Annotated in this window: 25 protein-coding genes and 2 tRNA genes; 15 read left to right on the forward strand and 12 right to left on the reverse strand. The window is 72.4% G+C overall.

The features are described from left to right. Genes NAEX_RS46470 through NAEX_RS46480 form a run of 3 tightly spaced genes read left to right on the forward strand, consistent with a single transcriptional unit; the run spans position 1 to position 1791 of the window. On the forward strand, positions 1 to 627 hold the full coding sequence (locus NAEX_RS46470; RefSeq protein WP_096334357.1) for a hypothetical protein: 627 nt from the start codon (positions 1 to 3) through the stop codon (positions 625 to 627). Further along, on the forward strand, positions 624 to 1178 hold the full coding sequence (locus tag NAEX_RS52625; RefSeq protein WP_096334358.1) for an NINE protein: 555 nt from the start codon (positions 624 to 626) through the stop codon (positions 1176 to 1178). Before NAEX_RS46470 ends, NAEX_RS52625 begins: the two co-directional genes overlap by 4 nt. A gap of 7 nt (positions 1179 to 1185) precedes the next feature. Further along, positions 1186 to 1791 (forward strand): hypothetical protein, encoded by a 606-nt coding sequence (locus tag NAEX_RS46480; RefSeq protein ID WP_096334359.1) that lies wholly within the window; start codon positions 1186 to 1188, stop codon positions 1789 to 1791. A 43-nt stretch (positions 1792 to 1834) separates the two neighbouring features. Here the strand turns inward: NAEX_RS46480 and NAEX_RS46485 are convergent, their stop codons facing one another. Further along, positions 1835 to 2641 carry a hypothetical protein gene (locus NAEX_RS46485; RefSeq protein WP_096334360.1) on the reverse strand — a complete coding sequence of 269 codons (807 nt, stop codon included), beginning with the start codon at positions 2639 to 2641 and terminating at the stop codon, positions 1835 to 1837. A 338-nt stretch (positions 2642 to 2979) separates the two neighbouring features. On the opposite strand from NAEX_RS46485, the gene NAEX_RS46490 reads away from it, so the two are divergent. From NAEX_RS46490 to NAEX_RS46500, 3 genes are all read left to right on the forward strand, one after another. After that, entirely contained in the window at positions 2980 to 3681 is a 702-nt protein-coding gene (locus NAEX_RS46490) for an OmpA family protein (protein ID WP_170136617.1), read from the forward strand. Between the two features lie 37 nt (positions 3682 to 3718). After that, entirely contained in the window at positions 3719 to 4138 is a 420-nt protein-coding gene (locus NAEX_RS46495; RefSeq protein WP_096334362.1) for an AgmX/PglI C-terminal domain-containing protein, read from the forward strand. 502 nt (positions 4139 to 4640) lie between these two features. Next, a complete protein-coding gene (locus NAEX_RS46500) occupies positions 4641 to 5153 on the forward strand; it encodes a DUF2505 domain-containing protein (protein WP_170136618.1) in 513 nt (170 codons plus the stop codon). Between the two features lie 151 nt (positions 5154 to 5304). On the opposite strand, the gene NAEX_RS46505 is transcribed toward NAEX_RS46500, so the two are convergent. From NAEX_RS46505 to NAEX_RS49275, 5 genes are all read right to left on the reverse strand, one after another. Next, complete coding sequence (locus NAEX_RS46505) at positions 5305 to 6489, reverse strand: cystathionine gamma-synthase (protein ID WP_096334364.1); 1185 nt, start codon at positions 6487 to 6489, stop codon at positions 5305 to 5307. A gap of 18 nt (positions 6490 to 6507) precedes the next feature. After that, positions 6508 to 7914, reverse strand: a complete 1407-nt coding sequence (locus tag NAEX_RS46510; protein ID WP_177325854.1) for a pyridoxal-phosphate dependent enzyme — start codon at positions 7912 to 7914, stop codon at positions 6508 to 6510. Between the two features lie 93 nt (positions 7915 to 8007). Then, entirely contained in the window at positions 8008 to 8685 is a 678-nt protein-coding gene (locus tag NAEX_RS46515) for a hypothetical protein (RefSeq protein ID WP_143140155.1), read from the reverse strand. A gap of 320 nt (positions 8686 to 9005) precedes the next feature. Continuing rightward, on the reverse strand, positions 9006 to 11141 hold the full coding sequence (locus NAEX_RS46520) for an NAD(P)-binding protein (protein WP_096334366.1): 2136 nt from the start codon (positions 11139 to 11141) through the stop codon (positions 9006 to 9008). Between the two features lie 57 nt (positions 11142 to 11198). Continuing rightward, complete coding sequence (locus NAEX_RS49275; protein ID WP_100792697.1) at positions 11199 to 11570, reverse strand: hypothetical protein; 372 nt, start codon at positions 11568 to 11570, stop codon at positions 11199 to 11201. 51 nt (positions 11571 to 11621) lie between these two features. On the opposite strand from NAEX_RS49275, the gene NAEX_RS49280 reads away from it, so the two are divergent. The 6 genes from NAEX_RS49280 (at position 11622) to NAEX_RS46550 (ending at position 16257) form a co-directional block, all read left to right on the forward strand. Beyond that, a complete protein-coding gene (locus NAEX_RS49280) occupies positions 11622 to 12263 on the forward strand; it encodes a TrmH family RNA methyltransferase (RefSeq protein WP_100792696.1) in 642 nt (213 codons plus the stop codon). 322 nt (positions 12264 to 12585) lie between these two features. Beyond that, entirely contained in the window at positions 12586 to 13344 is a 759-nt protein-coding gene (locus tag NAEX_RS46530; RefSeq protein ID WP_143140154.1) for a hypothetical protein, read from the forward strand. 644 nt (positions 13345 to 13988) lie between these two features. Further along, on the forward strand, positions 13989 to 14789 hold the full coding sequence (locus tag NAEX_RS46535) for a hypothetical protein (protein ID WP_100792695.1): 801 nt from the start codon (positions 13989 to 13991) through the stop codon (positions 14787 to 14789). Between the two features lie 100 nt (positions 14790 to 14889). Then, positions 14890 to 14962: transfer RNA gene (locus NAEX_RS46540), tRNA-Glu, on the forward strand. A 44-nt stretch (positions 14963 to 15006) separates the two neighbouring features. Next, positions 15007 to 15079, forward strand: a tRNA-Lys gene (locus NAEX_RS46545). A 176-nt stretch (positions 15080 to 15255) separates the two neighbouring features. Further along, complete coding sequence (locus NAEX_RS46550; RefSeq protein WP_096334370.1) at positions 15256 to 16257, forward strand: hypothetical protein; 1002 nt, start codon at positions 15256 to 15258, stop codon at positions 16255 to 16257. 80 nt (positions 16258 to 16337) lie between these two features. On the opposite strand, the gene NAEX_RS46555 is transcribed toward NAEX_RS46550, so the two are convergent. Continuing rightward, the gene (locus NAEX_RS46555; RefSeq protein ID WP_170136619.1) at positions 16338 to 17321 is read right to left on the reverse strand and encodes a M28 family peptidase; all 984 of its coding nucleotides are present in this window, start codon (positions 17319 to 17321) and stop codon (positions 16338 to 16340) included. 297 nt (positions 17322 to 17618) lie between these two features. Next, positions 17619 to 17975 carry a hypothetical protein gene (locus tag NAEX_RS46560; RefSeq protein WP_096334372.1) on the reverse strand — a complete coding sequence of 119 codons (357 nt, stop codon included), beginning with the start codon at positions 17973 to 17975 and terminating at the stop codon, positions 17619 to 17621. A gap of 415 nt (positions 17976 to 18390) precedes the next feature. On the opposite strand from NAEX_RS46560, the gene NAEX_RS53600 reads away from it, so the two are divergent. Continuing rightward, complete coding sequence (locus NAEX_RS53600) at positions 18391 to 18846, forward strand: QcrA and Rieske domain-containing protein (protein ID WP_177325853.1); 456 nt, start codon at positions 18391 to 18393, stop codon at positions 18844 to 18846. Between the two features lie 39 nt (positions 18847 to 18885). On the opposite strand, the gene NAEX_RS46570 is transcribed toward NAEX_RS53600, so the two are convergent. From NAEX_RS46570 to NAEX_RS46580, 3 genes are all read right to left on the reverse strand, one after another. Next, entirely contained in the window at positions 18886 to 19221 is a 336-nt protein-coding gene (locus NAEX_RS46570; protein ID WP_096334374.1) for a hypothetical protein, read from the reverse strand. Next, positions 19221 to 19601, reverse strand: a complete 381-nt coding sequence (locus tag NAEX_RS46575) for a DNA glycosylase AlkZ-like family protein (protein WP_096334375.1) — start codon at positions 19599 to 19601, stop codon at positions 19221 to 19223. Before NAEX_RS46575 ends, NAEX_RS46570 begins: the two co-directional genes overlap by 1 nt. Positions 19602 to 19830: 229 nt before the next feature. Next, complete coding sequence (locus NAEX_RS46580; protein WP_096334376.1) at positions 19831 to 21945, reverse strand: M13 family metallopeptidase; 2115 nt, start codon at positions 21943 to 21945, stop codon at positions 19831 to 19833. A gap of 402 nt (positions 21946 to 22347) precedes the next feature. Between NAEX_RS46580 and NAEX_RS46585 the strand changes: the two genes are divergently transcribed. Further along, positions 22348 to 23346: an AraC family transcriptional regulator gene (locus NAEX_RS46585; protein ID WP_096334377.1), complete on the forward strand. Its 999-nt coding sequence runs from the start codon at positions 22348 to 22350 to the stop codon at positions 23344 to 23346. A 221-nt stretch (positions 23347 to 23567) separates the two neighbouring features. After that, positions 23568 to 24056 carry an HXXEE domain-containing protein gene (locus NAEX_RS46590; RefSeq protein ID WP_096334378.1) on the forward strand — a complete coding sequence of 163 codons (489 nt, stop codon included), beginning with the start codon at positions 23568 to 23570 and terminating at the stop codon, positions 24054 to 24056. 120 nt (positions 24057 to 24176) lie between these two features. Here NAEX_RS46590 and NAEX_RS54210 read toward each other — a convergent pair whose 3' ends face one another. Further along, positions 24177 to 25478 carry a Glu/Leu/Phe/Val dehydrogenase dimerization domain-containing protein gene (locus NAEX_RS54210; RefSeq protein WP_096334379.1) on the reverse strand — a complete coding sequence of 434 codons (1302 nt, stop codon included), beginning with the start codon at positions 25476 to 25478 and terminating at the stop codon, positions 24177 to 24179. Positions 25479 to 25586: the final 108 nt, after the last annotated feature.

Below are 25586 nucleotides of genomic sequence, written 5' to 3' on the forward strand. Positions count from 1 at the left end.
ATGAGCGCGCAGAAGGTCGTCGACTTGGTCGTCGAGCACGGCCGGGTCCAGATCGTCCAGCCGGGGGCAGGGGTCGCCCCTCAGGCCGCGCCGGCGCCGCTCTCGACCGCCCTGGCCACGCGCGACGTGGCCAGCGTGACGACGCCGTGGAGCGTACTGCTCGGCAGCGGCGCGGCGTGCATGGCTCTCGGCGCGATCACTCTCGGCCTGTTCCCGTTCTCGGTGATAGGCCTCGTGCTGACCAACCTGTTGTTCTCGGCCGGGGCTGGGCTGGCCGTGCTGGCGTTCGCCAAACGGACGAGTTCGGCGGGGTCGGCGGGGCCGACGGCGCTGCCGGCCCGCGTCGATCCGTCGCTGCTCGCCGAGCGCAGCCGGCGCGTGCGGGCGATCCTGCGCGGCACCGGCCCGACCACGTTCGAGCGCATCAAGAGTGAGCTCAAGTGGACTCAGGTGGCGCTGGTGTCGACGCTGGTACACATGAAAGAGCAGGGCGAGGTCGTCGAGGACCTCAGCCTCGACACCGGCGAGTGGGTGTACACCTTGGCAGACAACCCTGACGCCGTGCTGGGATCTCCCACGCTGGCGGAGCGGCAGGCTCAAGTGGGCGAGGTGAAGGGGCAAGGATGAAGGACAAGAACATCGCGTCGATCCTGGCCTTCCCGCTGTTCGGCGGCTGGGGAGCGCACAAGTTCTACCTCGGTCAAGTCGGCGCGGGCATCGTCTACCTCGCGTTCGCGTGGACGCTGATCCCGGCGATCATCGCGTTCTTCGAGTTCATCATCCTCGCGCTGATGGACCGCGACGAGTTCAACCGCCGCTACAACGGCAACAACGCGCTGAGCGGCGCGCCGGTGGTCGTCAACATGCTGCCGCCGGCGCCGGCCTACTACCCGTCGAACTATTCGCAGTACCCGCCCGGCTATCCGCACCCCGGCTACCCGCAGGCGGGCTACCCGTACCCGCAGCACGGGTACCCGGGCGTCTACCCGCCGGGGACCCAGCCCGGCCAGGTGACCTCCGGGACAGGTCCCACGGGACAGGAGTCGCCGGCCCGCAGCGCCGCGGCGGTCGACGAGGTCATCGCCCGCATCGAGAAGTTGAACGAGCTGCGGATCGCCGGGCTGCTCACCGACGAGGAGTTCGCGCAGCAGAAGGCCCGCGTGCTGCAGCACATGTGACGGGTCCGTGCTCGTCTTCCTCATCTACTGCGTGTTCGTGCTGATGATCGGGGTGTCGCTGCGGCGCCCTCTCGGCTCGTTGCGAGAGGCGCAGCGGCAGCGCGCCAACCTCGAGCGCGAGCTGCGGGCGCTGGCCGAGGCGCCCGATCTGCCGGCGGTGACGAGCGCCCACCTGTCGCCCGCGCTGGCCCGCCTGTTCGACGAGACCCGGCTGCTGCGCACGGCCCTCGAGGAGCCGCTGCAGGCGGTGCGCGCGTGGCAGGCCGCCGATCGCAACCCGTGGCTGGCGCGCGTCGACGTCGGCGACGGCTCCGACCTCGATCGCCTCGAGGAGGTCGACGTTGCGCTGGTCAACGCCCGCCGCGGCGTGTGGGACTGGCTGGGGATGGTCGACGACCTGCCCGAGGCCGACCGGGAGACGCTGGCGCGGCTCGGGCTGTCCGTCGGGCCCGTCCGCGGCGCGCTCGAGGAGCGCGACGCGTTCCGTCGCACCAGCGCGGAGGCCCGCAAGGAGTCGGCGCGGATCGAGCGGCTGGTGATGCACGTGCGCGCGGGCCTCGATCGCTTCGAGGGCGCGCTGTCGCAGGCGACGCGGGCCGGGCTCTATCGCTGAGCCGGGCCCCGTACGAGGCGCGCCGGGCGAGCTGCCGGCGATCTCAGCCGCCCGAGTAGTGGAGGGCGAACTGCAGGAACTGCGACGGCGGGAGGTCGCCGCGGAACGAGCCGACGAGGACCTGATAGCCGAGGCCGAGGCCGACCCCGTGGAACAGCTTGCGCGAGCGATCGGGGCTGAGCAGGAGGCCGAGGTTGAGCTGCGCGCGCGGCCCGTGCGGCATCATGGCCGGCAGGCGGGCGGCGCCGCCCTCGAGCAGGCGCTCGCGCGTGGGCGCGAAGAAGAAGTCGTAGCCGACGCGGAAGTCGAGGTAGCCGCGCTGCAAGAAGCCGAGCCGGCCCAGCGACAGCGTGGGACCGCCGCCGAGGAGGGCGGTCATCTGGCTGCGGCCGTCGGCGCCGAAGTCGATCGTGCCGCCCTCGCCGCGCAGCGTCAGCGCGTAGCCGATGAAGTTGAAGCTCTGGCCGATGTCGACCTGGGCGCCACCTGTCCTTCCGGACAGGCTACTGTTGCCGAAGCTGCTGCCCATGCTGTACTGGGCGCGCGCCAGGATGTGAAACCGACCGGGGTTGTGCTTGGGTCGGAACAGGTCGCGGTACACCGCGGCGATCGCCGCGTCCTCGGCCGCGGCGGCCTCGGCCTCGGTCGGTACCGGCTTCGCGGGCCGCTTCTCGGGGTGCTGGTTGACCGACGGGCCGAGCAGCGACTCGGCGAGCCCCGGGGTTTGCGTCCCCCCTTGTTCGGCCGGTGCCGCCGGCTGCGCGACCGGCGCCGTGGCGGGATCGGCCGCGGACGGCTCGGCGATGGGCGAGGGCGGGTCCGCGCCGGTCTCAGGCGGCGGAGCGGGCACGCCTGCGGCCGGAGGTGCGGTTGCCGGGGCCGGTTCCACGGGGGCAGGGGCCGGCCCCGTCGTTCCCGAAACCGTGTTCGTGGGCCGCTGGACCGGCACTGCGGCTGGGGCAGCGCCGGCTGCGACCGGGAGGGCGACGACGAGGAGGGCGAGGCCGGCCGAGGGGGGCCTCCGGAGCGCGAGCATACGACAAGGCTACTCGTGGCTCAGGAGCGGGGCGAGTCATTTCGTTGCACCGGCGATGACATGTGTTCAAAATGCCCCCGCGAAGACGCCCGGACGGCCTAAAAGCCCGGATCGGGCGGTTTTTTCGCTACCCATCGATCGGGAGACCCCTCATGATTTTCGCTCGCAACCCCCATCGCGGGAACTTCCGCCCAGCCACGTCGGGCCTGAAGTTCGCGCTCGTCGCCTCGTTCGCGCTCACGGCGACCGCTCCGCTCGCGGCCTGTGGCCCGACGATCTTCGAAGACGCGTCCGCCCTGTCCGTCGTCGGCGATCCGCCGCCGCCGCCGCCCAAACCGAAGGTTGTGCAGGAGAAGCCGAAGCGGGTCGTGGTGGAAGAGAACCGGATCAAGATCAACGAGAAGATCGAGTTCGACTTCAACAAGGCGACCATCCGCCCCGAGTCGGACGGGTTGATGGCCGAGATCATCTCGGTCATCAAAGAGAACCCCCACATCAAGAAGATCGCGATCGAGGGTCACACCTCGAGCGAGGGCAGCGACAAGTACAACCTCAAGCTGTCCGACAAGCGCGCCAAGGCCGTGATGGAGTACCTCGTCAAGAAGGGCGGGCTCCCGAAGGAGATGTTCACGGCCAAGGGCTTCGGCGAGAGCAAGCCGCTGTCGGACGAGTCGACGGAGGAGGGCAAGGAGAACAACCGCCGCGTCGAGTTCAACATCGTCGAGCAGGACGTGACCCGCAAGCGCGTGGCGATCGACCCCGAGTCGGGGGAGAAGACGGTCATCGAAGAGAAGACCAAGACCGAGGCCGACGGCAGCGGTCCGCCGCCGCCGCCGCCGCCGCCCGCCAAGTGAGTCACACCGCGAGAAAAGCGAAGATAAGGAGTTCGTGATGCGCAAGAGCACGATGTTGAGCCTTCTGTTCGTCGCTGCGTCCGCGGTCGTGCCGGGGTGCAGCTGCGTCGCCCGCGACGCCGAGACGTACAAGAACGACACCCGCAGCCTCCTCGAGACGCGCAACAAGGCCGTCAAGGACTGCTACGACGTGGCCCTCACCACCGACCCGAAGCTCGACGGCGAGGTCGTGGTCAACTTCACGGTCGAGAAGAAGACCGGCAAGATCATCAACGTGGTCGCGGACAAGGAGCGCACCAAGGCGCCCGAGTCGCTGAGCAAGTGCATCGTCGACGCGATCGACGGCCTGATCCTCGACCCGGTCGACCAGCGCGACGGCCAGGCGACCTTCAGCTGGAAGTTCCGCGCCAACGAGCCCAAGCCGGCCGAGGAAGAGGCCGCGGCGCCGACCGGCTGAGGCCGAACGGCGAACGCCGCGGCGGCCGCGACCTCCGCGGTCCGCCCGGCAATCCGATGCGCAGGAGCGTCCCCGCCGCGCAGGCCTTCGGTCTGCCCGGTCGGCGGACGCTCGTTGCGTTCGTGGCCGCGAGCTTCCTCGGCGGACGCTCGCTGTCACTCGGGTCGCTCGCTTCCCGGGTCCGCCCGTCGGCGGACATTCGTTGCATGGGCGCGAGGCAGGACGGGGTGGTGGGTACGCACGGAGGCTCCCAGGCAGCGTGTCGCTCGCCTGCAACGGCCGGGCGGGCTGATTGAGGAGGAGGCCGGCAGCTTCAGGGCGCGAATCAGGGCCTGACGACAGGCGGCCGAGATGCGACGGAGCCGCTCGACCGAGGCTCGTGGCGGGGTCCCGGGACCGATTCGTGTCGCAGCGACGTTCGGCGCTCACGGTCCGGGGTCCGCGTCACAGGTCGCGGACGCGCCGTTGTCGGCGGCGCCGTCGGCGGCCTACACTCGCGGCCGTGCGGCACACCATCGAGCACGTGTTCGACACCTCTCCCGAGCGCCTGTGGGAGGTTTTCTTCTTCGACGAGGACTACGCCCGCGGGCTCTACGAGCGCATGCGGCTGACGGTGGTGCGGCGCGACCTGCAGCGCGAGGGCGAGGGCCCGAACCTGATCGTGCGGCGCAAGCTGCAATTGGCGGCCGACCGCGAGCTGCCGGGGGCACTCAAGCGGCTGTTCCAGGGCACGTCGACCGTCACCGAGATCGGCGAGTTCAACGCCGCGCTGCGCCGCTACAGCGTGACGATCCAGGTGCCGGTGATCGGCAACCTGGTCGACTACGGCGGCGAGTACACCTGGGACATCTTGCCCAGCGGGCAGCTGCGCCGCGTGTGGAAGGGGCACTGCGACGCGCGGATCCCCCTGGTCGGCGGCAAGCTCGAGGCGTACCTGCTCGGGGAGATCGAGAAGAGCATGGCCGAGAACTTCGCGTACACCCGGGACTGGCTCAAGGCCCATCCGGCGAGCTGAGGCGACGGCTTGCGGGGCGGGCGAGGCGGCCCGCGGGCGAGCGAGCGCGGGCGCCGACGCCGTGGCGGTCCGGACGCAGCGGTCCCGAGACTTGCGACGGCCGAGGACGTCCTGCGCGAGGACCCCCCGGCCGATGTCGGCGCTGGCGCCGTCAGACGGCCGCGAGGGCGTGGTCGAGGTCGGCGATCAGGTCGTCGACGTGCTCGATGCCGACGCTGATCCGGATGAAGCCGTCGGCGATGCCGAGGCGATCGCGGGTGTCCTTCGGGACAGACGCGTGGGTCATGATCGCGGGGTGCTCGATCAGGCTCTCGACGCCGCCGAGGCTCTCCGCGAGGGTGAACACGCGCACGGTCTTGAGGAAGCGGCGCGCGGCCTCGAGGTCGCCCTTGAGGTAGATCGAGATCATGCCGCCGAAGCCGCGCATCTGCTGGCGCGCGAGGCCGTGCTGCGGGTGGCTCTCGAGGCCGGGGTAGATCACGCGCTCGACCTTGGCGTGGCGCTCGAGGTGGGCCGCGACGGCGGCGGCGTTGGCGGCGTGCCGCTCCATCCGCAGCGCGAGGGTCTTGAGGCCGCGCAGGGTGAGGAAGCAGTCGTGCGGGCTGGGGACCGCGCCGACGGCGTTCTGCAGGAAGACGAGGCGATCGTAGAGGCCCGAGTCGCGGCAGACGACGGCGCCGCCGACCGTGTCGGAGTGGCCGCCGATGTACTTGGTGGTGCTGTGGACGACGATGTCGGCGCCGAGCTCGAGCGGGCGCTGGAAGGCCGGGGAGAGGAAGGTGTTGTCGACCGCGAGCAGCACGCCCTTGGCCCGGCAGATCGCCGCGATCGCGGCGACGTCGCCGAGCTTGAGCATCGGGTTGGTCGGCGTCTCGAGCCAGGCCAGCTTCGTCTGCGGGGTGATCGCCGCGGCGAAGGTGTTTGGGTCGGTCGGGTCGGCGTAGCTGAAGCGCAGGCCCTGGCGCTGCAGCACCTTGTCGAACAGACGGAAGGTGCCGCCGTACATGTCGTCGCCGGCGACCACGTGATCGCCGGCGTCGAGCAGCTGCAGGACGGTGTTGGTGGCCGCGAGGCCCGACGCGAAGGCGAGGCCGTAGTGCCCGCCCTCGAGCGAGGCGATCGCTCGCTCGAGCGCGTAGCGGGTCGGGTTGTGGGTGCGGCTGTACTCGAAGCCGCTGTGCTCGCCGGGGCCGCGCTGGGCGTACGTCGAGGTCTGGAAGATCGGGGGCATCACCGCGCCGGTGACGGGCTCGGGGTGCTGGCCGCCGTGGATGGCCAGGGTCTCGAAGCGGGCGCCGGCGGGTACGTGATCGGAGGCGGGGTCGTAGACAGCCATGCGGACGGTTCCCTTGGGCTACTGCTGCGAGGCGAGGTAGTCGATGAGGTCGATCTTGGTGAGGAGGCCGAGCAGGCGGTCGCCCTCGGTGACCAGCACGACCTTGGCGTCGTTGAAGATGCTGCGCAGCAGCTGGATCCGGGTGTGCGGGGTGACGGTGGCGTAGTCGCTGTTGACGAGGTCGGCCAGCGGCTCGTCGAGCCGGCCCTCGCTGCGGACGAGGAAGTTGAGCAGGTCGATCTCGCTGACGATGCCGCAGTGGCGGCCGTGCTCGTCGAGGATCGGCAGCTGGCTGATGCTGTTCTCCTTGAGCGTCTGGATCGCCACGCGCACCGAGGTGTCGCGGGTGGCGGTGATCGTCCGCCCGGGCTTGCGCTTGAGGATGTGGGCGACGTAGCCGCTGGCCTCGTCCTCGTCGAGGAAGCCGTTCTGGCGCATCCAGTCGTCGTTGAAGATCTTGCTGAGGTACTTGGTGCTGCTGTCCGGCAGCAGGACGAGGAGGCGCTTGGGCTGCTTGAGCGTGCGCGCGTACTTGATCGCGCCCAGGACCGCGGCGCCGCCCGAGCCGCCGACCGAGATGCCCTCGCGACGCACGAGCTCGCGCGTCATGATGAAGCACTCCTTGTCGTCGACCTGGACGATCTCGTCGAGGATGTTGAGGTTCATCGTCGACGGCAGGAAGTCCTCGCCGATGCCCTCGACGTAGTAGCTGAAGGGCTTGGTGAGCCGGCCGGTCTTGACGTACTCGTAGTAGAGCGAGCCGACCGGGTCGACGCCGACGATCTTGACCGCCGGGTTCTTCTCCTTGAAGTAGCGGCCGCAGCCCGACAGGGTGCCGCCGGTGCCCATGCCCGAGACGAACACGTCGAACTCGCCGCCGGTCTGCTCCCACAGCTCGGGCGCGGTGCTGAGGTAGTGCGCCTCGGGGTTGGCGGGGTTGTGGTACTGGTTGGCGTAGAAGGCGCCCGGGGTCTCCTCGACGATCCGCCGCGAGACCGAGTAGTAGCTGCGCGGATCGGAGGGGTCGACCGCCGTCGGGCACAGCACGACCTTGGCGCCGTACGACTTGAGGTTGTCGATCTTCTCGCGCGACATCTTGTCGGGCATGACGAAGATGCACTTGTAGCCGCGCGTGGCCGCGACCATCGCCAGGCCGGCGCCGGTGTTGCCGCTGGTGGCCTCGACGATGGTGCCGCCAGGCTGCAGCATGCCGCGGGTCTCGGCGTCGCGGATGATGTTGAGCGCCACGCGGTCCTTCATCGAACCTGCCGGGTTCAACATCTCGAGCTTGACGTAGACCTCGGACGTGAGGCCCTCGGTGACGTGGTTGAGACGGACGATCGGGGTGTTGCCGATCGCGGCGGTGACGTCGGCCCGGGCGCCCTTCATCAGCGCCCGCTCGGACCGGGACGAATTGTTGCTCATGAACCCTCCGCGGCGTCGTCGCGCGCGCGCGACGAAGATACGGGGGTTTGCGTCAGGTGGCGAGCGCAGGCGCGAGGATGCGCGTGGCCTTGCTCACGGTGACGCGGCGGCGCGCTCTTTCCTCCGCTTGCCGACCTCGAAATACCACCCGAGGCTGAAGGTGACGATCGGGTACCAGCGCTTGAGGTCGAGGTTGAGGTGGATGAGGTGCGTCCTCATGCCGCCGACGCGCAGGCCGAAGTTGAGCGCGCCGCGGTCGAGCCGGCTGGTCAGCGAGAGCTCGAGCTGCACCGCATGGTTGCCCCACAGCGCCGGCTGAGCCAGTCCCTGGTGACCGTCGTCCTGGTTGGCCACGGTCGGGAACGGAAAGATGAAGCTCCAGCCGGCGGCGGCGCCGAACAGCTTGCCCTGATAGCCGGCGAACAGGCTCGGCTGCAGGACCGCCGGCATCGCGTTGCGCGAGTTGCCGACGTTGTAGCCGATGCCGATGCTCGGCCGGAACATGCCATACCTGGCGAACTGCAGCTGATAGGCGAAGTCGAGGAGCAGCGGCGCGAAGTGGAAGCGCTGGCACCGCTTGGGGCTGTCGTCGCACGCCTGGCTGGCGCGCACCCAGTCGGCGACGATGGCGATCCGCAGGCGATGCCGCGCAGGCAGCTGCCGCTGGCGCGGATCGGTGAGACCCTCGTTGCCGATGCTGCGCGCGGGAGCGGCGGCCGCGGCGGTCGGCAGCGCGAGCGCGAGCGCGACCAGGACGGAAAGACAGCGCACGGCCGTCAGGATCAACCGAGCGCGCCGAGGTGTAAAGTCTCCGGCCGATCGCGGTCCGTGCCGGCCGCCGCCCAGGCGCAAGACGCTGCGCACGGGCGGTCCGCCACGCGCGCGGACGGATCGCCGGGCTGGCGGCCACTCGCGGCGGGCCGGCGATGCGGGGTGCTCGCGGCGAACCCTGGAGCCGCGGAGGTCGAACGCCGACCCGGACGACACGTCGGGCTCGGCGAGCGAGTCTCGCTCGTGACACGCGCGTCGGGTCGCTGCTGCCGCGCCCGGGGCCCGCTGCCTCGCTCGTCACGCCCCGATCGCGCGGCGGATCAGTCCGAGTCGATGCAGTCGCGCTCGCCGTGAATCACGATCGCGTCGCCGCTCACCGCGCGCGCGGCCTGGAGCCCGGCCATGACGGCCCCCTCGGCGCAGGCGAGGTCGAGGCCACCCCCGACCCAGTCACCGGCCAGCCAGAGGTTGCGAAAGCCGCTGTCGCCGGCGGCGAGGCGGTGCCGCGGATCGCCGGGCAGGGTGACGATCTGGCGATCGCTGGCGTTCTGGGTGGCCCAGCAGTGCTGGGCGGCCAGGCGGTGCTCGGCGGCGCGGCCCTGCGGGTCGAGCAGCAGCTCCCAGTTGAACTCGTCGGCGCCGGCGAGCGAGGCCTCGGGCCACAAGGCGCGCGGATGGCTCTTGAGCCAGGTCTCGGCGATGTCGCGCACGGGCTCGCGGCTGCCGTCGGCGGACCGGTCGGGGCGCGGACCGCTGAGCGAGGCGATGGCGCCCGGCCAGTGTTCGCGCGGCCAACCCTCGTAGGCGGCGGCGGTCGAGAGGTTGACCCACCGCGGCAATTCGGTGCGCACGATCCCGCCGGCGCCGGCCTGCGCCGGGCCGCCGAGCAGCTGGGCCCAGGTCGGCGAGAGCCACAGCTGCGCGCCCATGGCGGCGATCGAGTGGGTGTGCTCGAGCAGGGCCTCCCAGCGCGGGTCGCGGGCGGCGAGCTCGCGCGCGGCCCCGGCGAGCGCGGGCGGCGGGATGCCGAGGATGATGTCGTCGAAGTCGACGCCGGCGCGCAGGACGACCTCCTCGACCTCGGGCGACTCGTTGGCCTCGAAGTCGATGGCCTGGATCACGGGATCGTCGCCGAGGACGATCTGCGAGTAGAGCGGTCGGCTCGGCCAGCACGGCAGGCCCTTGACCTTGATCAGCGGCTCGTACTCCTCGACGCCGGGGGCGAGCTCGATCTGGCGGCCGACGACGGCGGCCGAGACGGCCGGCTGCTTCGGGTCCGGGCAGAGGTGCTTGAGCTTGTGGAAGAAGCGGAAGTGGACGCCGCGGTCGCGCAGGAGGCGGTAGAGCGGGGCGAACAGGACCTCGCCGAGGCCGGCGGCGGGAATGTAATAGAGGGCGCCGGAGAAGGCGAGGTAGCGGCGCAGCGCGGCCCGCAAGAGCGCGCCGGCGGCCGCCGCGGGGCGCTCGGCGTCGCCTGACTCATAGGACATGTGGTCGGCGTAGAGGGCGACCAGCACGGTGCTGGCGAGCGCCTCCTCGGAGGCGCCGTGGCGGCGCAGCCAGGCGCGCAGGTCCTGGTCGTCGATGGCGGAGAAGCCGGCGCGATCGAGGCCGTCGTGGAGGATCCCGCGCACGGTGGCGAGCGCGAGGTCGACCATGGTGGTGAACTGCGGGTGGGTCTGGCGCGCGCCGAGGCCGACGAGACTGCGCAGGCTGTGCTCGCCGCAGTGGGTGAGCGGCTGGGCCCAGGCGCGCCGCTGTCGCGAGGTCTTCGGGGCGTCCTCGCCGTGGACGGCCGCGGCGGCGCGGCGGAGCAGATCGTCGTAATCGGGGCGCTGCGGATCGAAGCCGTCGTAGGCGCGCACGCCCTGGCCCCCGGCGCGGCGCATCAGGGCCGGCCACAACGAGCGCGAGGCGTCGGGCCAGCGCGGGACGATCGCCGACCAGGTCGCGTACTGCGGGTGCAGGCGCGGGATGCAATCGATCGCCCAGAGCAGCAAGGTCTGGGCGAAGTGCCACACGCTCGGCTGCGCGGCGCCGTCGCCGGGCAGGCTGTCGCCGCGCGGCAAGCTCATCTTCCACGGCGGGGTGCGGTCCGTTCGGTCACCTGTCCCGAGGAGCAGATGGTCGCACGGCTTGAAGGCCTCCTTGAAGGTGGCGAGCGGGGCGCCGGGGGCCCGCCGGGTCTCGGCGTAGACGCGCCGCGCGAGCGCGAAGGCGTTGTCGTACCAGCCGTACCAGACGTGGTGCCCGAGCGCCTCGTTGCGGGCGTGGGCGCGCAGGTTGCGGCCGCTGCGGGCCTTGCCGCCGAGGCGCCAGCCGATCTGGTAGACGGTGATGTCGAAGCGCTCGCGCCAGCCGGGCAGCTCCGTGAGCGCGAACACGGCGCTGAGCGAGCCGAGCCCGCCGCCGAACACGGCGAGCTTGCGGGGTCGAGTCGGAGGACCGGCAGACATGTGGCAGAGGTCGGCGATGGTAGCTCGGTTGCGCCCGGACCGGTCCTCCTCGGATGTTCAGCCCCCCCCCGTCCGATGGGTCATGTCGATGAAGTTGTGGATGAAGCCGCAGGTGGAGCAGGCGAGCGAGTGGACCGGCGCGGAGTGGGTGAAGCCGCCGCTCGGCGAGGTGAACCGCAGGGTGCTCATGTGCAGCGGCAACGGAGCGCGCGTGTCGTGGCCGGCGAAGATGGCGACCGGAAGCAGCGTGACGCCGCCGCACATGACGCAGGTCTTGTGCGCGCCGGAGCGGCGGCGCTCGCGGGTGTCGTCGGCGACCCCGCGGGCGCGCGCGTCGGCCTCGGCGAGCTCGCGCCGCAGCCGCTCGTTCTCCTGCTCGAGCGCGGCGAGCTGCAAGATCATCGCCTCACGATCGTCGCGGTAGGCCACGCTGACGACACTTTAGCAGGTCGCCGGCCGACGCTGCTACCCTCGCGCCCGGTGACCCGCTTCATCGCCCGTCAATGCGAGCGCGCGAGCTGCCGCCTCCGCTTCCCGGTGGCCGAGGGCAGCCCGCTCGGCGAGTCGTGTCCGCACTGCGGCGGACCGACGGCCGTCGACCCCGAACCCTACGAGACCCACGAGGCGCGCACGCCGGCGCAGGCGAGCGGGCCGCAGGTGGCCGCGCTGCTCGACAACGTCCGCAGCCTGAAGAACGTCGGCTCGATGTTCCGCACCGCCGACGGGGCCGGGGTCCTGCACATGCACCTGGCCGGGTTCACGCCGACGCCCGATCACCCGGCGATGGCGAAGACGGCCCTCGGCGCGGAGAAGACGGTGCCGTGGACGCTGCACCGCGACGGCGCGGCGGCGGCCGCCTGGCTGTGCGACGCCGGCTATCGCCTGTGGGCGCTCGAGGGCGGACCGCGGGCGACGCCGTGGTTCTCGGCGCTGCGCGAGCGCGCCGGCTCGCCGATCGTGCTGGTGGTCGGGCACGAGGTGTCGGGCGTCGACCCGCGGATCCTTGCCCGCTGCGAGCGCGTGCTGGCGCTGCCGATGCTCGGGATCAAGGGGTCGCTCAACGTGAGCGTGGCGTTCGGCGTGGCGCTCTACAGCCTGCGCTTTGGGACAGGGTCCGACTGATGCCCGCGCGGCGCTAGACTGTGCGCCAGCGCAACCTGCCGCGCGCAAGCGGTGCGGCGAACCGGCGTGGCCGCGACGCGGTGCTGCCGCCGCAGGCTGTGCGATCGAACAGGTGCGATCGGCCATACGCTTGGATCGCCGCGCACGTGGGCTGGAAGGCCGTGCCGCCAGATACGCGGAATTTCATGGCCGGCGGGCTTTTCGCTGCGTGTGCGGATCCGCCACATCGAAGTTGCGACCCGTGCGTGACATATCGCGGACGAGGCGCCGGGGCTGGAGTTGTGTTACCGTGCCGGCCTCTCAGAGGAGAACCCGAAACGTGATGCTGCTTCGAACTCTGGCTGTTCCTGTCCTGGTGCTCGGTCTGGCGGTGGCTGGCTGTGGCAAGAAGACCCCCGACGGCACGACTCCACCGGGCGAGACCGGCGCCGGCGGTGCATCCGCCGGAGGTGGTGAGTCCGGCGGTGGTGAAGCGGGTGGTGAGTCCGGCGGTGAGGCGGGCGGCGGTGATGCGGGCGCCGCGGCCGGCGAGCCCGATCCGTCGCAGAAGGTGTGCGACGCCGAGGTGGGCGACACGCCGAAGGCCGTGTTCGCCGACAACGTCATCCTGCGCCTGCCGAAGGGCATGGACCTGGTCGAGGAGAACCCGTTCTTCGCCCGCATCGCCACCAAGGAGACCGTCTCCACGTGCGACGGCGTGATCAGCTTCGGCGCGCTCGGCTACTTCCAGACCGACGCGAGCAAGAACGTCAAGCAGATCCGCGACGAGACGATTCAGGCCGCGCGCGGCGTGCCGCCGAGCGAGGTGACCTGGTCCGACGAGACCGAGAAGGGCCGCGACTACTCCGGCTCGTACTCGATCCCCGAGGACTCGAAGGGCAACCCGCCGATCAAGGGCTGGTTCGTGCTCAAGGAGAAGGCCGGCTACACGTTCTGGTACGCGCTCGAGACGCACCCGAACGCCTGGAACGCGCTGGCCAAGACCTTCCAGGAGTCGGGCAACCGCCTCCGCATCGGGCCGAACATCGCTCCTGCGCCGGCCCCGACGCCCGCGCCGACGGGCAAGAAGAAGGGCAAGTGAGCTGATCGCGTCGCAAGGCGCGTCACGGCGGCTCCGCGCTTCGGCGCGGGGCCGCTTGTGTTTTCGCGGGCGCGGGCGAGTCCGCGTGCGGCCTCGGACGAGCGACGGCGCGGACGACGGCGAGCTGTCGCAGGGCCGGTGTCGGCGACGGCGATCAGGCTGTACGGGCCCGGGTCGAGGTGGTCGATGCGCCGGCTGCCGGTCGCGCTGTCGATCATCTCGAGCTCGCTGCCGGACGGGCGGTGACCGCGATCTTGCGCGTGATGGGGCGAGGTTCGGCGGGCGCAGGGCGGGCGTCGATCTCGGTCCTGCGCGTGATGGGGCGAGGTTCCGCGGGTGCAGGGCGGGCGTCGATCTCGGTCCTGCGCGTGATGGGGCGAGGTTCGGCGGGCGCAGGGTCGACCGCGGCGTTGCGATGGATGAGGCGAGGTCCGCGGGCGCAGGACGAGCGTCGATCTCGGCGACGCGATCGGCGGAGGCGGGCAGAGGAAGGGGCCGGGATCGCCGGGTCTGGCGAGCTCGGCTTTCCGCGGACGTGGTTCTCGGCGAGGTCGTCGCGTTCGTCCGCGGATTGACTTCGCCGGCGGCACGCGGTGTGATCGCGCCACGCCGGGCCCCGGGCCCGTCACGCCAAGGAGATCTCGATGTCGCGCGTCGCCCTGTCTCTCGCTCTCGCGCTCGCGTGGGCCCCGCTCGCCGGCTGTGCCGTGAGCGCCAGCGCCAGCACTGGCTCGGGGGCCATGTCCTCTGGGACAGGTCCTCAGGGCAAGCCGGCGCGGCGGGTCGACGAGGCCGGGGGGGAGGCCGGCGGGGGCGGGGCGGCGCCGGCCGGTCCGCCGCCGTGTCAGCCGGCGCTCGCGGATACCCCCACGGCGCTGTTCGGCACGCGGATCCTGGTGCGGATGCCGAAGGGGGTCGAGCTGGCCGAGCAGAACCCGTTCTACGCCCAGGCGGTCGCGCCCGACCAGGCGACGAGCTGCGGGCAGCCGGTGGCGTACGCGGCGGTCGGCTTCTTCGAGTACCCGAACGCGCCGGTCACGGCGGTGCGTGATCAGGTGCTCGAGCTGCGCGGGATCGCCAAGGGCACGGCGACGTGGGAGGACGAGGGGACCCGCGGAAAGACGTACACCGGCGCTTACTCGGCGCCGGCCGACGCGGCCACCGGGGCGCCGGCGGTGCGCGGGTGGTTCGTGCTGCGCGACGCGAACGACAAGTACGGCTACTTCGCGCTGTACGAGACCGACCCGGCCCACTGGGACGCGCTGAAGCCGGTGCTGGTGGCGAGCGGCAAGTCGCTGCTGGTGAAGCCGCGATCGATCGCGTCGCCGGTCGACGCGCAGGTCAGCGCTGCGCCGCCCGCGGGTGGGAGCGCGGGCGGCGGGCTCACGGCCGAGCCGGCGGGCGCCAAGCCGGCCAAGCCCGCCAAGGACGTGAAGGCCAAATAACGGCGGCGGGGCTAACGCACGCGGTCCTCGAACCGAGGCGCTTGCGGGCCGCATCACAGTCGAGTAAAAGCCGCAGGTCCCAGCCGCGCGTGGCGCTCGTGACCCTGTCGTCCAGAGGCCTAGGACAGTGGCCTTTCACGCCACCAACACGGGTTCGAATCCCGTCAGGGTCGTCTCTCACGCGCGGCTGGGCCCTTGAGCTCGCCTCAGGGGCTCAGGGCCCGTAGCTCAGTTGGTAGAGCAACGGACTTTTAATCCGTGGGTCGTCGGTTCGATCCCGACCGGGCTCATTCGCTTCACGGCCCTCTCGGGCCGGAGGGCCTCCGGGCCGAGGCCCCGCGAGGCGCCTCGGAGCGGACGGCCGCTCGCGCATGGAAGCCGGCCTGCGGGGCGGCAGGGCCCGGAAACTGGCCGCTCCGAGATCTTCTGTTATGGTGGCGCTGAGCCCGCCTCAGGAGGTTTCGCCATGTGGATCGCACGCGGCCCGACTCTCGCCGTCAGCTTCACCGTGGCCATGGGCGTGGGGGCGTCGCTGGCCGCGGCGGCTCCCGCCGACGCGCTGTCGGCCTGCCTGGACCGGTGCAACCGCGCGCGGCTGTCGGACACCAACCGGGCGACCTGTCGCCTGGACTGCGAGCAGGACGCGGCGACCGATCCGGAGCTGATCCGCTCGCAGATCGCGGGAAAGGCGAAGACGGGGGCAGGGCCGAAGCCGACGCCGTCGCCGAGGCCGACGCCGACGCCGCCGACGCCGACGTCGACAGGCCGGGCGGCGTGCAAGGCGGAGTGCGCGGCCGATCGGACGCTGTCAACCGACGACCGGGCGACCTGCCAGCTCGAGTGCGACCAACTGGAGGAGACGGCAGGGACGGGGCGGCCGAGCGGGGCGAGCGCGACGGCGAGCGGCGCGACGAACGGACCCGCGAGCGCCGCGACGGGCGGTCCCATCGCGGTGGCGACCGGTTCGGTGGCGCCGCCGAGCCTGGGAGTCGGGCCGTCTAGCTTTTTGGCCATGTGCCTCGAGACATGTCGTAAGGGACCGGTCAGGTTGAAGGCGACCGACCTGGCGACCTGCCGCCTGACCTGCGAGAACTCGGCGAGCGTGGTCGACGTGGCGCTCGACGCGGTGCCGACGGGGTGGATCACGGCCGCGCCGGCGCCGACGGTGATGACGGCGCCGCGGCCAGCCCCGGCGACGGTGACGGCCACGCCGACCGCTACGCCGCCGACGCGGCCGCCGGCCACCAGCACGCCCGGGGCGGCCGCGGGTGGCTCGTGTCAGGCGGCGCGGACGACCTGCGAGGGCGCGTGCGTGAAGGTGCAGGCGCAGTGCGAGCGCGGGTGCAGCAAGCAGAAAATCGAGACGGACCGCGAGACGTGCAAGCTCGACTGCGGCGAGAACCTCGGGCTCTGCACGGCCGACTGCACCGGCGCGCACGCGAGCTGCGTCAACCGCGGGAGCCGCTGAAGCGGGCTCGCGGGCCCGCTCTCGGCCGCGAGCTGATGGGTTGCGTCGCGCGAGCTCGAGCTGGGGTGACGAGAGCTGCGTCAGCTGCGAGGGCTGGGGAGCGGGCGGGCGGCGAGGTCGAGGAAGGCGAGGCGGAGGGTCTCGCCGACGGCGCCGAGGCTGCGCGCGTCGAGCTTGTCGCGCGTGTCGGCGTGGGTGTGCCAGGCGGGGTAGTCGTAGTCGATGAGCAGGATCGAGGGCACGCCGGCCTCGTCGAGCGGGACGTGATCGTCGAGCAGCGGCACGGCCAGCGGGGCGGGGTCGAAGGCGGTGAAGCCGTGCGCCTGTCCGATCGACCAGATCCGTTCGATCAGCGCCGGGTGCTGGGCCAGGCTGGCGCGGTCGGGCTGGATCCGCAGGTCACGGTCCCCGACCATGTCGAGGACGACGCCGAACTCGGCGCGGGCCACCAGGGGGAAGCGGCCCTGGAGGACCTCCGTGGCGAGCGCGCGCGAGCCGGCGAGGTACGGGCCGAGCTCCGGGCGGCCGAGCTCCTCGCCGTCGAACAGGATGACGGTGAGGCCGATGTCCGGCGGGAGCTGGCGGACGAGCAGCGGCACGAGCTCGAGCACGACGGCGAGGCCGCTGGTGCCGTCGTTGGCGCCGATGATCGGCTGGTCGCGGCGCGAAGGGTCGGGGTCGGACTCGGCCCACGGGCGGGTGTCGAAGTGCGTGGCGAGGATGAACCGGCGCGGCGCCTCGGGGCGGACGTGGCCGAGGAGCGTGGTCATGTCGAAGCCGACGCCGGTGAGCGGGTCGGCGCCGCGGTGCTCGAGGCGGTCGACCACGGCGGCGCCGGCGGCCTGTAGATCGACCGCGAGCGCCTCGATCGCGCCGGCCCGCCGCGCGTCGCCGAGCGCTCGCGGGTAGCGGTCGAGGAGGAGGTCGACCCGCGCGAGCGCGGCGGCGCCCGAGAAGCGCTCGCCGGTGTCGGCGCTGCCGGCGAGGCCCGACGACGGCAACCCCGGCGGTCGGCCGCAGGCCAGGACGAGACCGGCGAACGCGAGGAGGCTGCGGAGGTGCATGCGCAGCCCTGGCATGCCCTGCGGACGGGGCGCGCGCAAGGGGGAAACGCCGGCGTCGGCGCCGGAGCGCGCGGGAGCGGAGCGACGACCCGAGCTCGCGCGATGACCCAGGCCGTGACGCGAGCTCGCGCGCCCCGAGCAGGAGCTCGCCGGCACCGAGCGCGGACGGGAGCGGTCGGCAGGGCCGGGATGTATGCGCTTCGGGACATGCCCATCGAGTAATGTCCTGAAAGGCATGTTCTTCAGGACATGTCTTTATGAACCTGTCGCTGAACGACCCTCGGCTTCACGCGGGGTTCATGGCAGGCGTTCGAGCAGCTTGAGCGTGCGTCGGGCCTCGCGGGCGACCGAGGGGCGCGGGTCGGCGACCAGGGCGGCGACGGCGGGGCGGTCGGGGCGACGGCCGAACTCCGACAGGGTGGCGAGGGCGCCGACCAGGGCGGGGCGGGTGGCGCCTGTTTCGGCGAGGGCCGCAAGGGCACGGCCGCGGTAGTCGATCGCGCCGAACGTGTCGGCGAGGAGGATCCGCGCGTGATGGCGCACCAGGCCGTGCGGGTCGAAGGTGGCCCGGACGAGGGCTTCGCGGTCGCCGCGGGCGGCGAAGCCACGGACGCCGGCGACGCGGACGGCGGGGTTGCGGTCGGCGGCGAGCATCGGCGCGAGCTCCCGGAGCGCGGAAGGCGGCGTGATCGCGGGGTCGAGGGCGAGCTGCGCGGCCCAGATCCGCAGCCGTTGATCGCGGCGGCCGAGCGCGGCGGCGAGGACGTCGCGGGTCGAGCGCGGGCACGAGGGTGATCGGCTGGCCGGCGAGGATGTCGTCGAGCTCGGCGGCGGCCTGCTGCACGCGCGTGGTGGCGCGGTGGAGCAGGTCGGCGGCGCGGAGCAGGATCCGCGCGACCGGGGCGGCTCGTCGGAGCGCGCGGGCTCGCGGGCATGGGGACATGCTGCCGCGAGCGCGGGCAGGAGCTCCAGCCTTCACGGCGGCGGGGTCGAGCGAGGGCGAGGTCGATGGCGTGCGACCTGCGAGCGAGTGGCCGACGCCGCGCGCGCGGTGTATGTCTCGGCCATGATGGCAGACGATCGACCGAAGGCGAATTCGACGGCGTACACCCGGCGCGAGCTGCTTGGGGCGGGGGCGGGGGTGGTGAGCCTGGTGGTGGTCGGCTGCGTCGGCAAGCTGCCGCCCGCGCACGAGGTGCCGGCCGAAGGCGGCGAGGTGGCGATCGCGCTCGCGGACGCGCCCGAGCTGGCGCAGCCGGGCGGGGTGATGACGCTGGCGGTGGCGGGGATCAAAAAGCCGGTGCTGGTGGTCCGCGACGGCGAAGGCTACGAGGCGCTGCTGCTCAAATGCACGCACATGGGCTGCACCCCCGGCTGGAACGCGGCCGAGCGCAGCCTCGACTGCCCGTGCCACGGCTCGCGCTTCGACGCTCAGGGGGCGGTGCTGAAGGGGCCGGCCAAGGCGCCGCTGGAGAGGTTCGCGGTGACGTCCGACGGGTCGACGCTGCGCTTCCGCGTGGCATAGGGCTGCGGAAGTCAGGTGCTCGGTCGCGCCCGGCGGGGGTCACGGCGGGCGCTCCTCGCTCTCGCCGCGGGCCGACGCGCGAAGGGTCGGAGCGGGCGAGCCCGCCGTGAGGCGCTCCCCGACGAGGAGCGGGCGTCGCCGAGGTGCGCGGATCCTCGCCGCGGTGCGCTCGACCTCGGCGCGGAGGGCGGCGTCGGGGCGGACGAAGCTGGTCCAGGCGATGTCCTCGCGCTCGGGGTCGTACTCCCGCAGGCCGACGATCCGGCCGCGGCCGACGATCGCGTGGCTCGGCAGGTCCTGCAGACCGCCGATGGTCTCGACGCGCAGGACGTCGGCGGGTTTGAGCAGGAGTTCGAGCTGGCGCCGCAGCAACATCAGACCGTCGAGGCTGGCGACGAGGCGGTAGACGGGGGTTTCGGGCGGGACGAAGGCGCGCAGGGCGTCGAGGTGCTCGGGCAGGGCCAGCAGCGGCTGTCCTCCGCGACAGGTCGCAGGGCCAGCGGGGCGACGGCCGACCTGCTGGCCTTGACGCCGAGGCCCGAGAAAGCCTGGAAGTGGGCGAGGCTGGCGGGGCCGCTCCAGCGGAAGAACCGGCGCGCGAGCTCGACGTACGCCTCGTCCTCGGCGAGGGCGAAGCCGGTCAGCGGCGAGTCGGTCGAGCGGACGTAGGCGTAGCGCTGCTGATCGAGGCGGCCGCCCATGGGCTGGCGGCGGATCTGGCCGGCCGTCTGCAGCCGGCCGAGCACGAGCGGCAAGGGGGTGGATCGCGCGTCACGCCGGCACTCGGCACACCGAGACGGGTCGCTCGACTGGCGGCGCGACGGACGACTTCAGTCGAAGAGCGCGGAGACGGCGCGGTCTTTCAAGCCCTGTCCTTCGAGACCTGTGCGAAGGAACATGTCCTCGAGCGCCGGCTCGACGTCGCCGTCGCACGGGGCGACCGGGGGCGGCGCTGCGCGGAGGGCTCGCAGCGCCGCGGGCGGCTCACCAGACCTCGCAGGCGTCCTTGGCGCGCATGGCGGCGCCGGGCTGGCACTGGAAGGCCTCCCAGAAGCCGGAGAAGTGGGCCAGCGGGACGTTGACGCGCTGCTTGGGGGGGCTGTGCGGGTCGATGGTGGCGCGCAGGCGCTGGCTCTCGGGGGTCTCGTGGGTGCACCAGCCCTGGGCGAAGCCGATGAAGAACAACTGCTCGGAGGTGAGGCCCTGGATCAGCGGCTCTTCGGGCTTCTTGCTGGCGTGCAGCTTGTAGCCGGCGTAGGCGGCCTTGATCCCGCCGAAGTCGGCGATGTTCTCGCCGAGGGTGAGCTTGCCGTTGAGCTTGACCGCGGGCAGCACCTCGATGCCGCCGTAGGTGGTCTCGATGCACTTGGCGCGGGTCTCGAACTTGGCGGCGACGCCCGGGTCCCACCACTCGCGCAGGACGCCGTCCTTGTCGAACTTGCGGCCCTGGTCGTCGAAGCCGTGGCTGAGCTCGTGGCCCATGACCATGCCGATGCCGCCGAAGTTCATCGCCATCGGGAAGTCGGCGCTGAAGTACGGCGGCTGGAGGATGCCGGCCGGGAACACCATCTCGTTGGCGCTCGGGTTGTAGTAGGCGTTGACCAGCGCCGGCGGCATGTGCCACTCGCCCTTGTCGACCGGCTTGCCGACGCGGTCGAAGTCCCGCTGCAGCAGGAACTTGCGGATCGCCTGGCCGTTGGCGGCGTGGCCGGTGCGCTGCAGCTTGAGCTTGCCGTAGTCGCGCCACTTGTCGGGGTAGCCGATCTTGTTGTGGAGCGCCTTGGCCTTCTCGAGCGCGCGCTGGCGCGTGGCGTCGTCCATCCACGCGAGCGCGGGCAGGCCGGCGGCGAACGCCTCCTCGATGGCGGCGATCATCTCGAGGGCGATGTCCTTGCTGGCGCCGGCGAACCGCTCCTTGACGAAGGCCTGCCCGACGAGCTCGCCGAGGCCCAGGTTGGCCCAGCCGACGCACCGCTCCCACCGCGGCGACAGCTCCTTGGCGCCGGTCAGCGCCGCGGTGAACTGGAAGTCGGCGTCGACGATGTCCTTGCTCAGGGCGGGCGCGCTGGCGCGGAGGATGTGCCAGCGCAGGTAGGCCTGCAGGGTGTTCGGGTCGGTGCCGCGCAGCAGCCCGCCGAGCTTCTCGAAGTAGCTCGGGACGGTGACGTTGACGTCGGCGCCGAGCTTGGTGTAGCCGAACGCCTTGAAGAAGCCGGCCCAGTTGAGCTCGGGGTCGAGCTTGGCGAGGCCCTCGACGCCGAGCAGGTTGTAAGTCTTGTCGGGGTCGCGCATCTGATCGCGCGGGGTCTGCAGCTCGGCCAGCGCGGTCTCGAAGGCGACGATCTTGGCGGCGAGGTCGGTCGCGACCTCGGGGGCGTCGCCGAGGAAGCCGAGCATGCGCGCGACGTGGGCCTGGTAGGCGGCCAGCAGCGCCTTGGTGCGCTCGTCGGTCTTGAGGTAGAAGTCGCGGTCGGGCAGGCCGGTGCCGCCCTGGTCGACGAAGACGACGTAGACGTCGGGGCGCTTGGGATCGGGCTCGACGAACAGGTCGAACAGCGGGCCGTGGCCGCCGAACTGGTCGGCGTCGAGGCCGCCGACGACGGTCATCATGGTGTTGGCGTCCTTGACGCCCTTCACCCGCGCGAGCAGGGGCTTGAGCGGAGCGATGCCGGCCTTGTCGATCGCGGGCTCGTCCATGCACGCGGCGTAGAAGGCGCCGAGCTTGCTCTCGACCGGGTCCTTCGACTTGCCGGCGGCGGACCGCTCGAGGATCGCGCGCAGGACCTGGTTGTTGCGGTCGGTGACTTCGCCGAAGCCGCGGCCGTAGCGGGGCTTGTCGGCGGGGGGCGGGGTCTTCCGCAGCCAGCCGCCGCAGGCGTACTGATAGAAGTCGGTGCAGGGGTCGACGTTGGTGTCGAGCGCCGCGAGCACGCCGGCGCCGATCGGCTCGCGCGCGACGAGGTTGGCCCGCTGCACCGGCGAGGGCGCCGGCGCGGCGACGGGCTCGGGCTTGGGCGCCGGGGTCTCCGTGGCCGCCGGACGGTCGCAGGCGAGGGCGAACAGGGCCAGGACGCAGGGCGAGAGCGAGAGGCGTGACATCGGGCGGGACGATGCCACAGCGCGCTGACGCGCCGCGGGTTTCACGAAGTTAGACAACTCACCGCGGCGCGGACGCCCGCGGCCCGGGTGAGGGCTGGCGACACCCGGGCGCGGCGCTCGAGGCCGGGCGATCGGCGGCGGCGATGAGCCTGGCGGAAGGGACAGGTTCGACGGGACGGGTCGGGGCGTCGGCCGACGCGGCGCGCCACCTGGCGGAAGGGACAGGTTACCGGGGGCGAGGGGGCCGGCCGCGAACTGGCAGCGCGGGCGCGACCGGCTCACGGCGCATGACGTCACGCGAGGCGGTGAGGACCGCTCCGGACGCCAGGTCCTCGGCGAGCGGTCCCCTGCGACGGGTGGTGGAGGAGGAACGCGCGCAGCTCCTGCGATATCCTCGGGAGGATGGCCGAGCCGGGGGTGTGCATCCAGTCGGTGCGGGTCCCGCTGCTCGCGGCCGCGGCACGCACGGGGCGGCCGCTCGCCGAGCTCGCGCAGGACGTCCGGATCTCGCGGACGACTTTCGGCGACGCGACGGCCCGGGTGCCGCACTCGACGGCGTTCGCGGTGTGGGAAGCGATGGCGAGGGCGAGCGGAGATCCGGCGTTCGGCGTGTTCGCGGCGGAGCTGGTCGGAGCGGCGCCGTTCGACCTCGTCGACCTCGCGCTGGCCCACTGCGCGGACGTGGGGACGATGGGGCGACAGTTCCTGCGCTATCAGGCGCTGTACCACGAGGCCAACGACGCGTGGTTCGAGCTGCGCGGGGAGCGGGCGACGCTCGGCCATCGGCTCCGCGGCGAGCTGCCGCGCTCGCCTCACCTGGCGCAGTTCTTGTTGGCGGTGTGGACGACGAAGCTGCGCCGCGCGACCGGCCGGCGCGAACTGCTGACGGAGGTGCGGCTGCGCGACCCGGCGCCGCGTGACGCGGGACCGCTCGAGCGATCGTTCGCGGCGCCGCTGCGGTTCGGCGCCGTGGAGGACGCGCTGGTGTTCCCGCGCGCGGTGCTCGAGCTGCCAATGCAGGGCGCCGACGCGGGGCTGGCCGGCACGCTGCTGCCCCAGCTCGAGCACGAGCTGCGCGGCCGCGGGGGCGAGGCGGCGTTCGTCGCCGCGCTGCGAGGCCAGGTGCAGGCGCTGCTGGGCGAGGGCGAGGCGCTGGCGGAGTCGGTGGCCCGGGCGCTGGGGACGTCGGAGCGGACGATGCAGCGGCGGCTGCGACAGGCGGGCACGAGCTTCCGCGAGGTGGTCGACGCGGTCCGGCGCGAGACGGCCCTGGCCCGGCTCGGGCGGCGCGACGCGACGGTGACCGACATCGCGTTCATGCTCGGGTTCTCGGATCTGAGCGCGTTCAGCCGGGCGTTCCGCCGCTGGACGGGCGCGAGTCCGTCGGAGTACCGCGGCTAGCGGCCGCGACCGGGGCGCTCCGGCCGTTCCTGCGCGCGGAGCCGACAGGTTCGCCGGGCGGAAGGAGGGGCATATCGGGCTCCCGGGGGACCGACGAAGCGGGGCGGGGGATCGGCGGGAGCTGCTCGAATGCTGCGGTCGCGGCACGAGTTGGCGCGTCCGGTTCGACGGTTGGCGCCGCCGGTCGGGCGTGCCGTCGGCCGGCCGGGCATGTTGGCGGCATGACGAGCGAACGCGACGGTTTCTCGGGCCTGCTCTGGCTCTGCGTGCCGGTGTACGGCCTGCACATCATGGAAGAGCTGGCCTTCGGTTGGCTCGACTGGGCGCAGTCGGTCGGGATGATGTTCCCCGGCTGGTCGACCTTCTATGTCACCAACGCGGTGGTGATCGTCATCGGCGTGACGGCGGCGGCGCTCGGCTGGCGGATGCCGGCGTGCGCCCTGGCGTTCCCCGCGTTGATGGTGATCAACGCGCTGCTGTTCCACCTGCTGCCGTCGCTGACCGGCGGGCGCCCCAACCCCGGGTGCATCAGCGCGATGGTGTTCTTCCTGCCGATCGCGGCGCTGACCCTCCGCGACGCGTGGCGGGCCGGGGTGCGCGCGTGGCAGACCTACGCGGCGGCCGCGCTGATCGCCGGCGTCCTGCAGCTGTGGCCGGTGCTGCTGCTGAAGCTGTCGCCGCTGCTGGCGGCCGGACCGGCGCAGCGGTGAGGCCCCGGGCCGGCACCTGGCCGAAGAGACAGGCCCGGGCGCGAGGCCGCCGCGCGCTCAGGCCTGGTCGGGAGGACATGGCGAAAGAGACAGGTCTTTCGCCTGACCGAAGGGACAGGCTCAGTCGGCCCAGCCGTCGGCGACGAGGCCGGCGATGATCGCCCGCGCGCGGTGGCCCCAGATCGGGTGCGGCTCGGTGGCGAGGGCGTCGGCGAGGCGGTTGGCGGCGGCCGCGGAGGTGATGTTCTCGCGCTCGGCCAGCTCGAGCGCGCGGCGGGTGACGACGAAGACGGCGTTGTCCCAGTCGCGGCCGTAGTGGCGCTCGATCGCGGCGTCGTGCGGGACCTTGCCGTACTGCTCGTTGGCGCAGTAGACGATGCCCATGCGGTTGCACAGGAAGTCGGGCACGTAGACGATGCCGCGCGCGCGCAGGGCCTCGCCGTCGCGCACGTCGTCGAGGAGCTGGTTGTTGGCGGCGCCGCAGACGATGCGGGCCTGGATGCCGGGGATCGTGTCGGGGTTGAGGACGCCGCCGAGAGCGTTGGGCGCGAGGATGTCGCACGGCTCGGCGAGGATCCGGTTGTCGCCCGGCTCGGCCGGGACGACGGTGAGCGGGGCGCCGGCGAACTCCCGCTCGAGCTGCTCGCGCCGCGCGGGCGAGAGCTCGCTGGCGAGGATCGAGCCGACGCCGCGCTGCACGAGCTCGCCGATCATCGCCGCGCCGACGTTGCCGGTGCCCTGCATGACGATCTTCTTGCCGGCGAGGGCGCCGAGGCCGAGGTGCGCCAGGGCGCCCTCCATCGCGCACACGACCCCCTTGGCGGTCGCGGGCGAGGGGTTGCCGGCGCCGCCGAGGGCCGGCGGGATGCAGGTGACGAAGCGGGTGCCGCGATGGACGACGGCCATGTCCGCGGGGCCGGTGCCGGCGTCCTCGGCGGTGATGTAGCAGCCGCGCAGGCTGGCGACGAAGCCGGCGTATTCGGTGTAGAGGCGCTCGCGGAAGCCGACGTCGTGATAGGGATGGTCGATGTGGCGGGCGATGAGGCCCTTGCCGCCGCCCCACCACAGGCCGGCGAGGGCGCTCTTGCGGGTCATGCCGTGCGACAGGCGCAGGCCGTCGCTGAGGAAGCTGGCGAGGTCGCCGTACGGCCAGTAACGCAGGCCGCCCTGACCCTGGCCGCGCGTGGTGTTGTGGACGAAGGCGCCGAACAGCGCGCCCGTGGTCGCGCCGACCTCGAGGAAGACTCCTTCGTGGCGGTGATAGTCGCGGGTGTCGCCGAGGAGGTGAGTCGCGATCTCCGCCAGCTCGGGGTGCGAGCTGCGGACGACGCCGTTGTCGTGGACGAAGTAGGCGCGGCGGCGGCCGAGCGAGGTGAGGTGCGCTGCGAATGCTTCTGGGCTGAGGTCGACGAGGCGCGTCATGACTGCGCCGACTTTAGCCGCCGCCCCGAGGCCGGCGAGGACGCCGGGGCCGTGAGGGCTCGCACCGTCGCCGGGCGCGCGCACGCGTCAGGTGAAGACGGGCACAGC

Origin of the sequence: Nannocystis exedens, assembly GCF_002343915.1 — a bacterium.
GTDB classification, from domain to species: domain Bacteria; phylum Myxococcota_A; class Polyangia; order Nannocystales; family Nannocystaceae; genus Nannocystis; species Nannocystis exedens.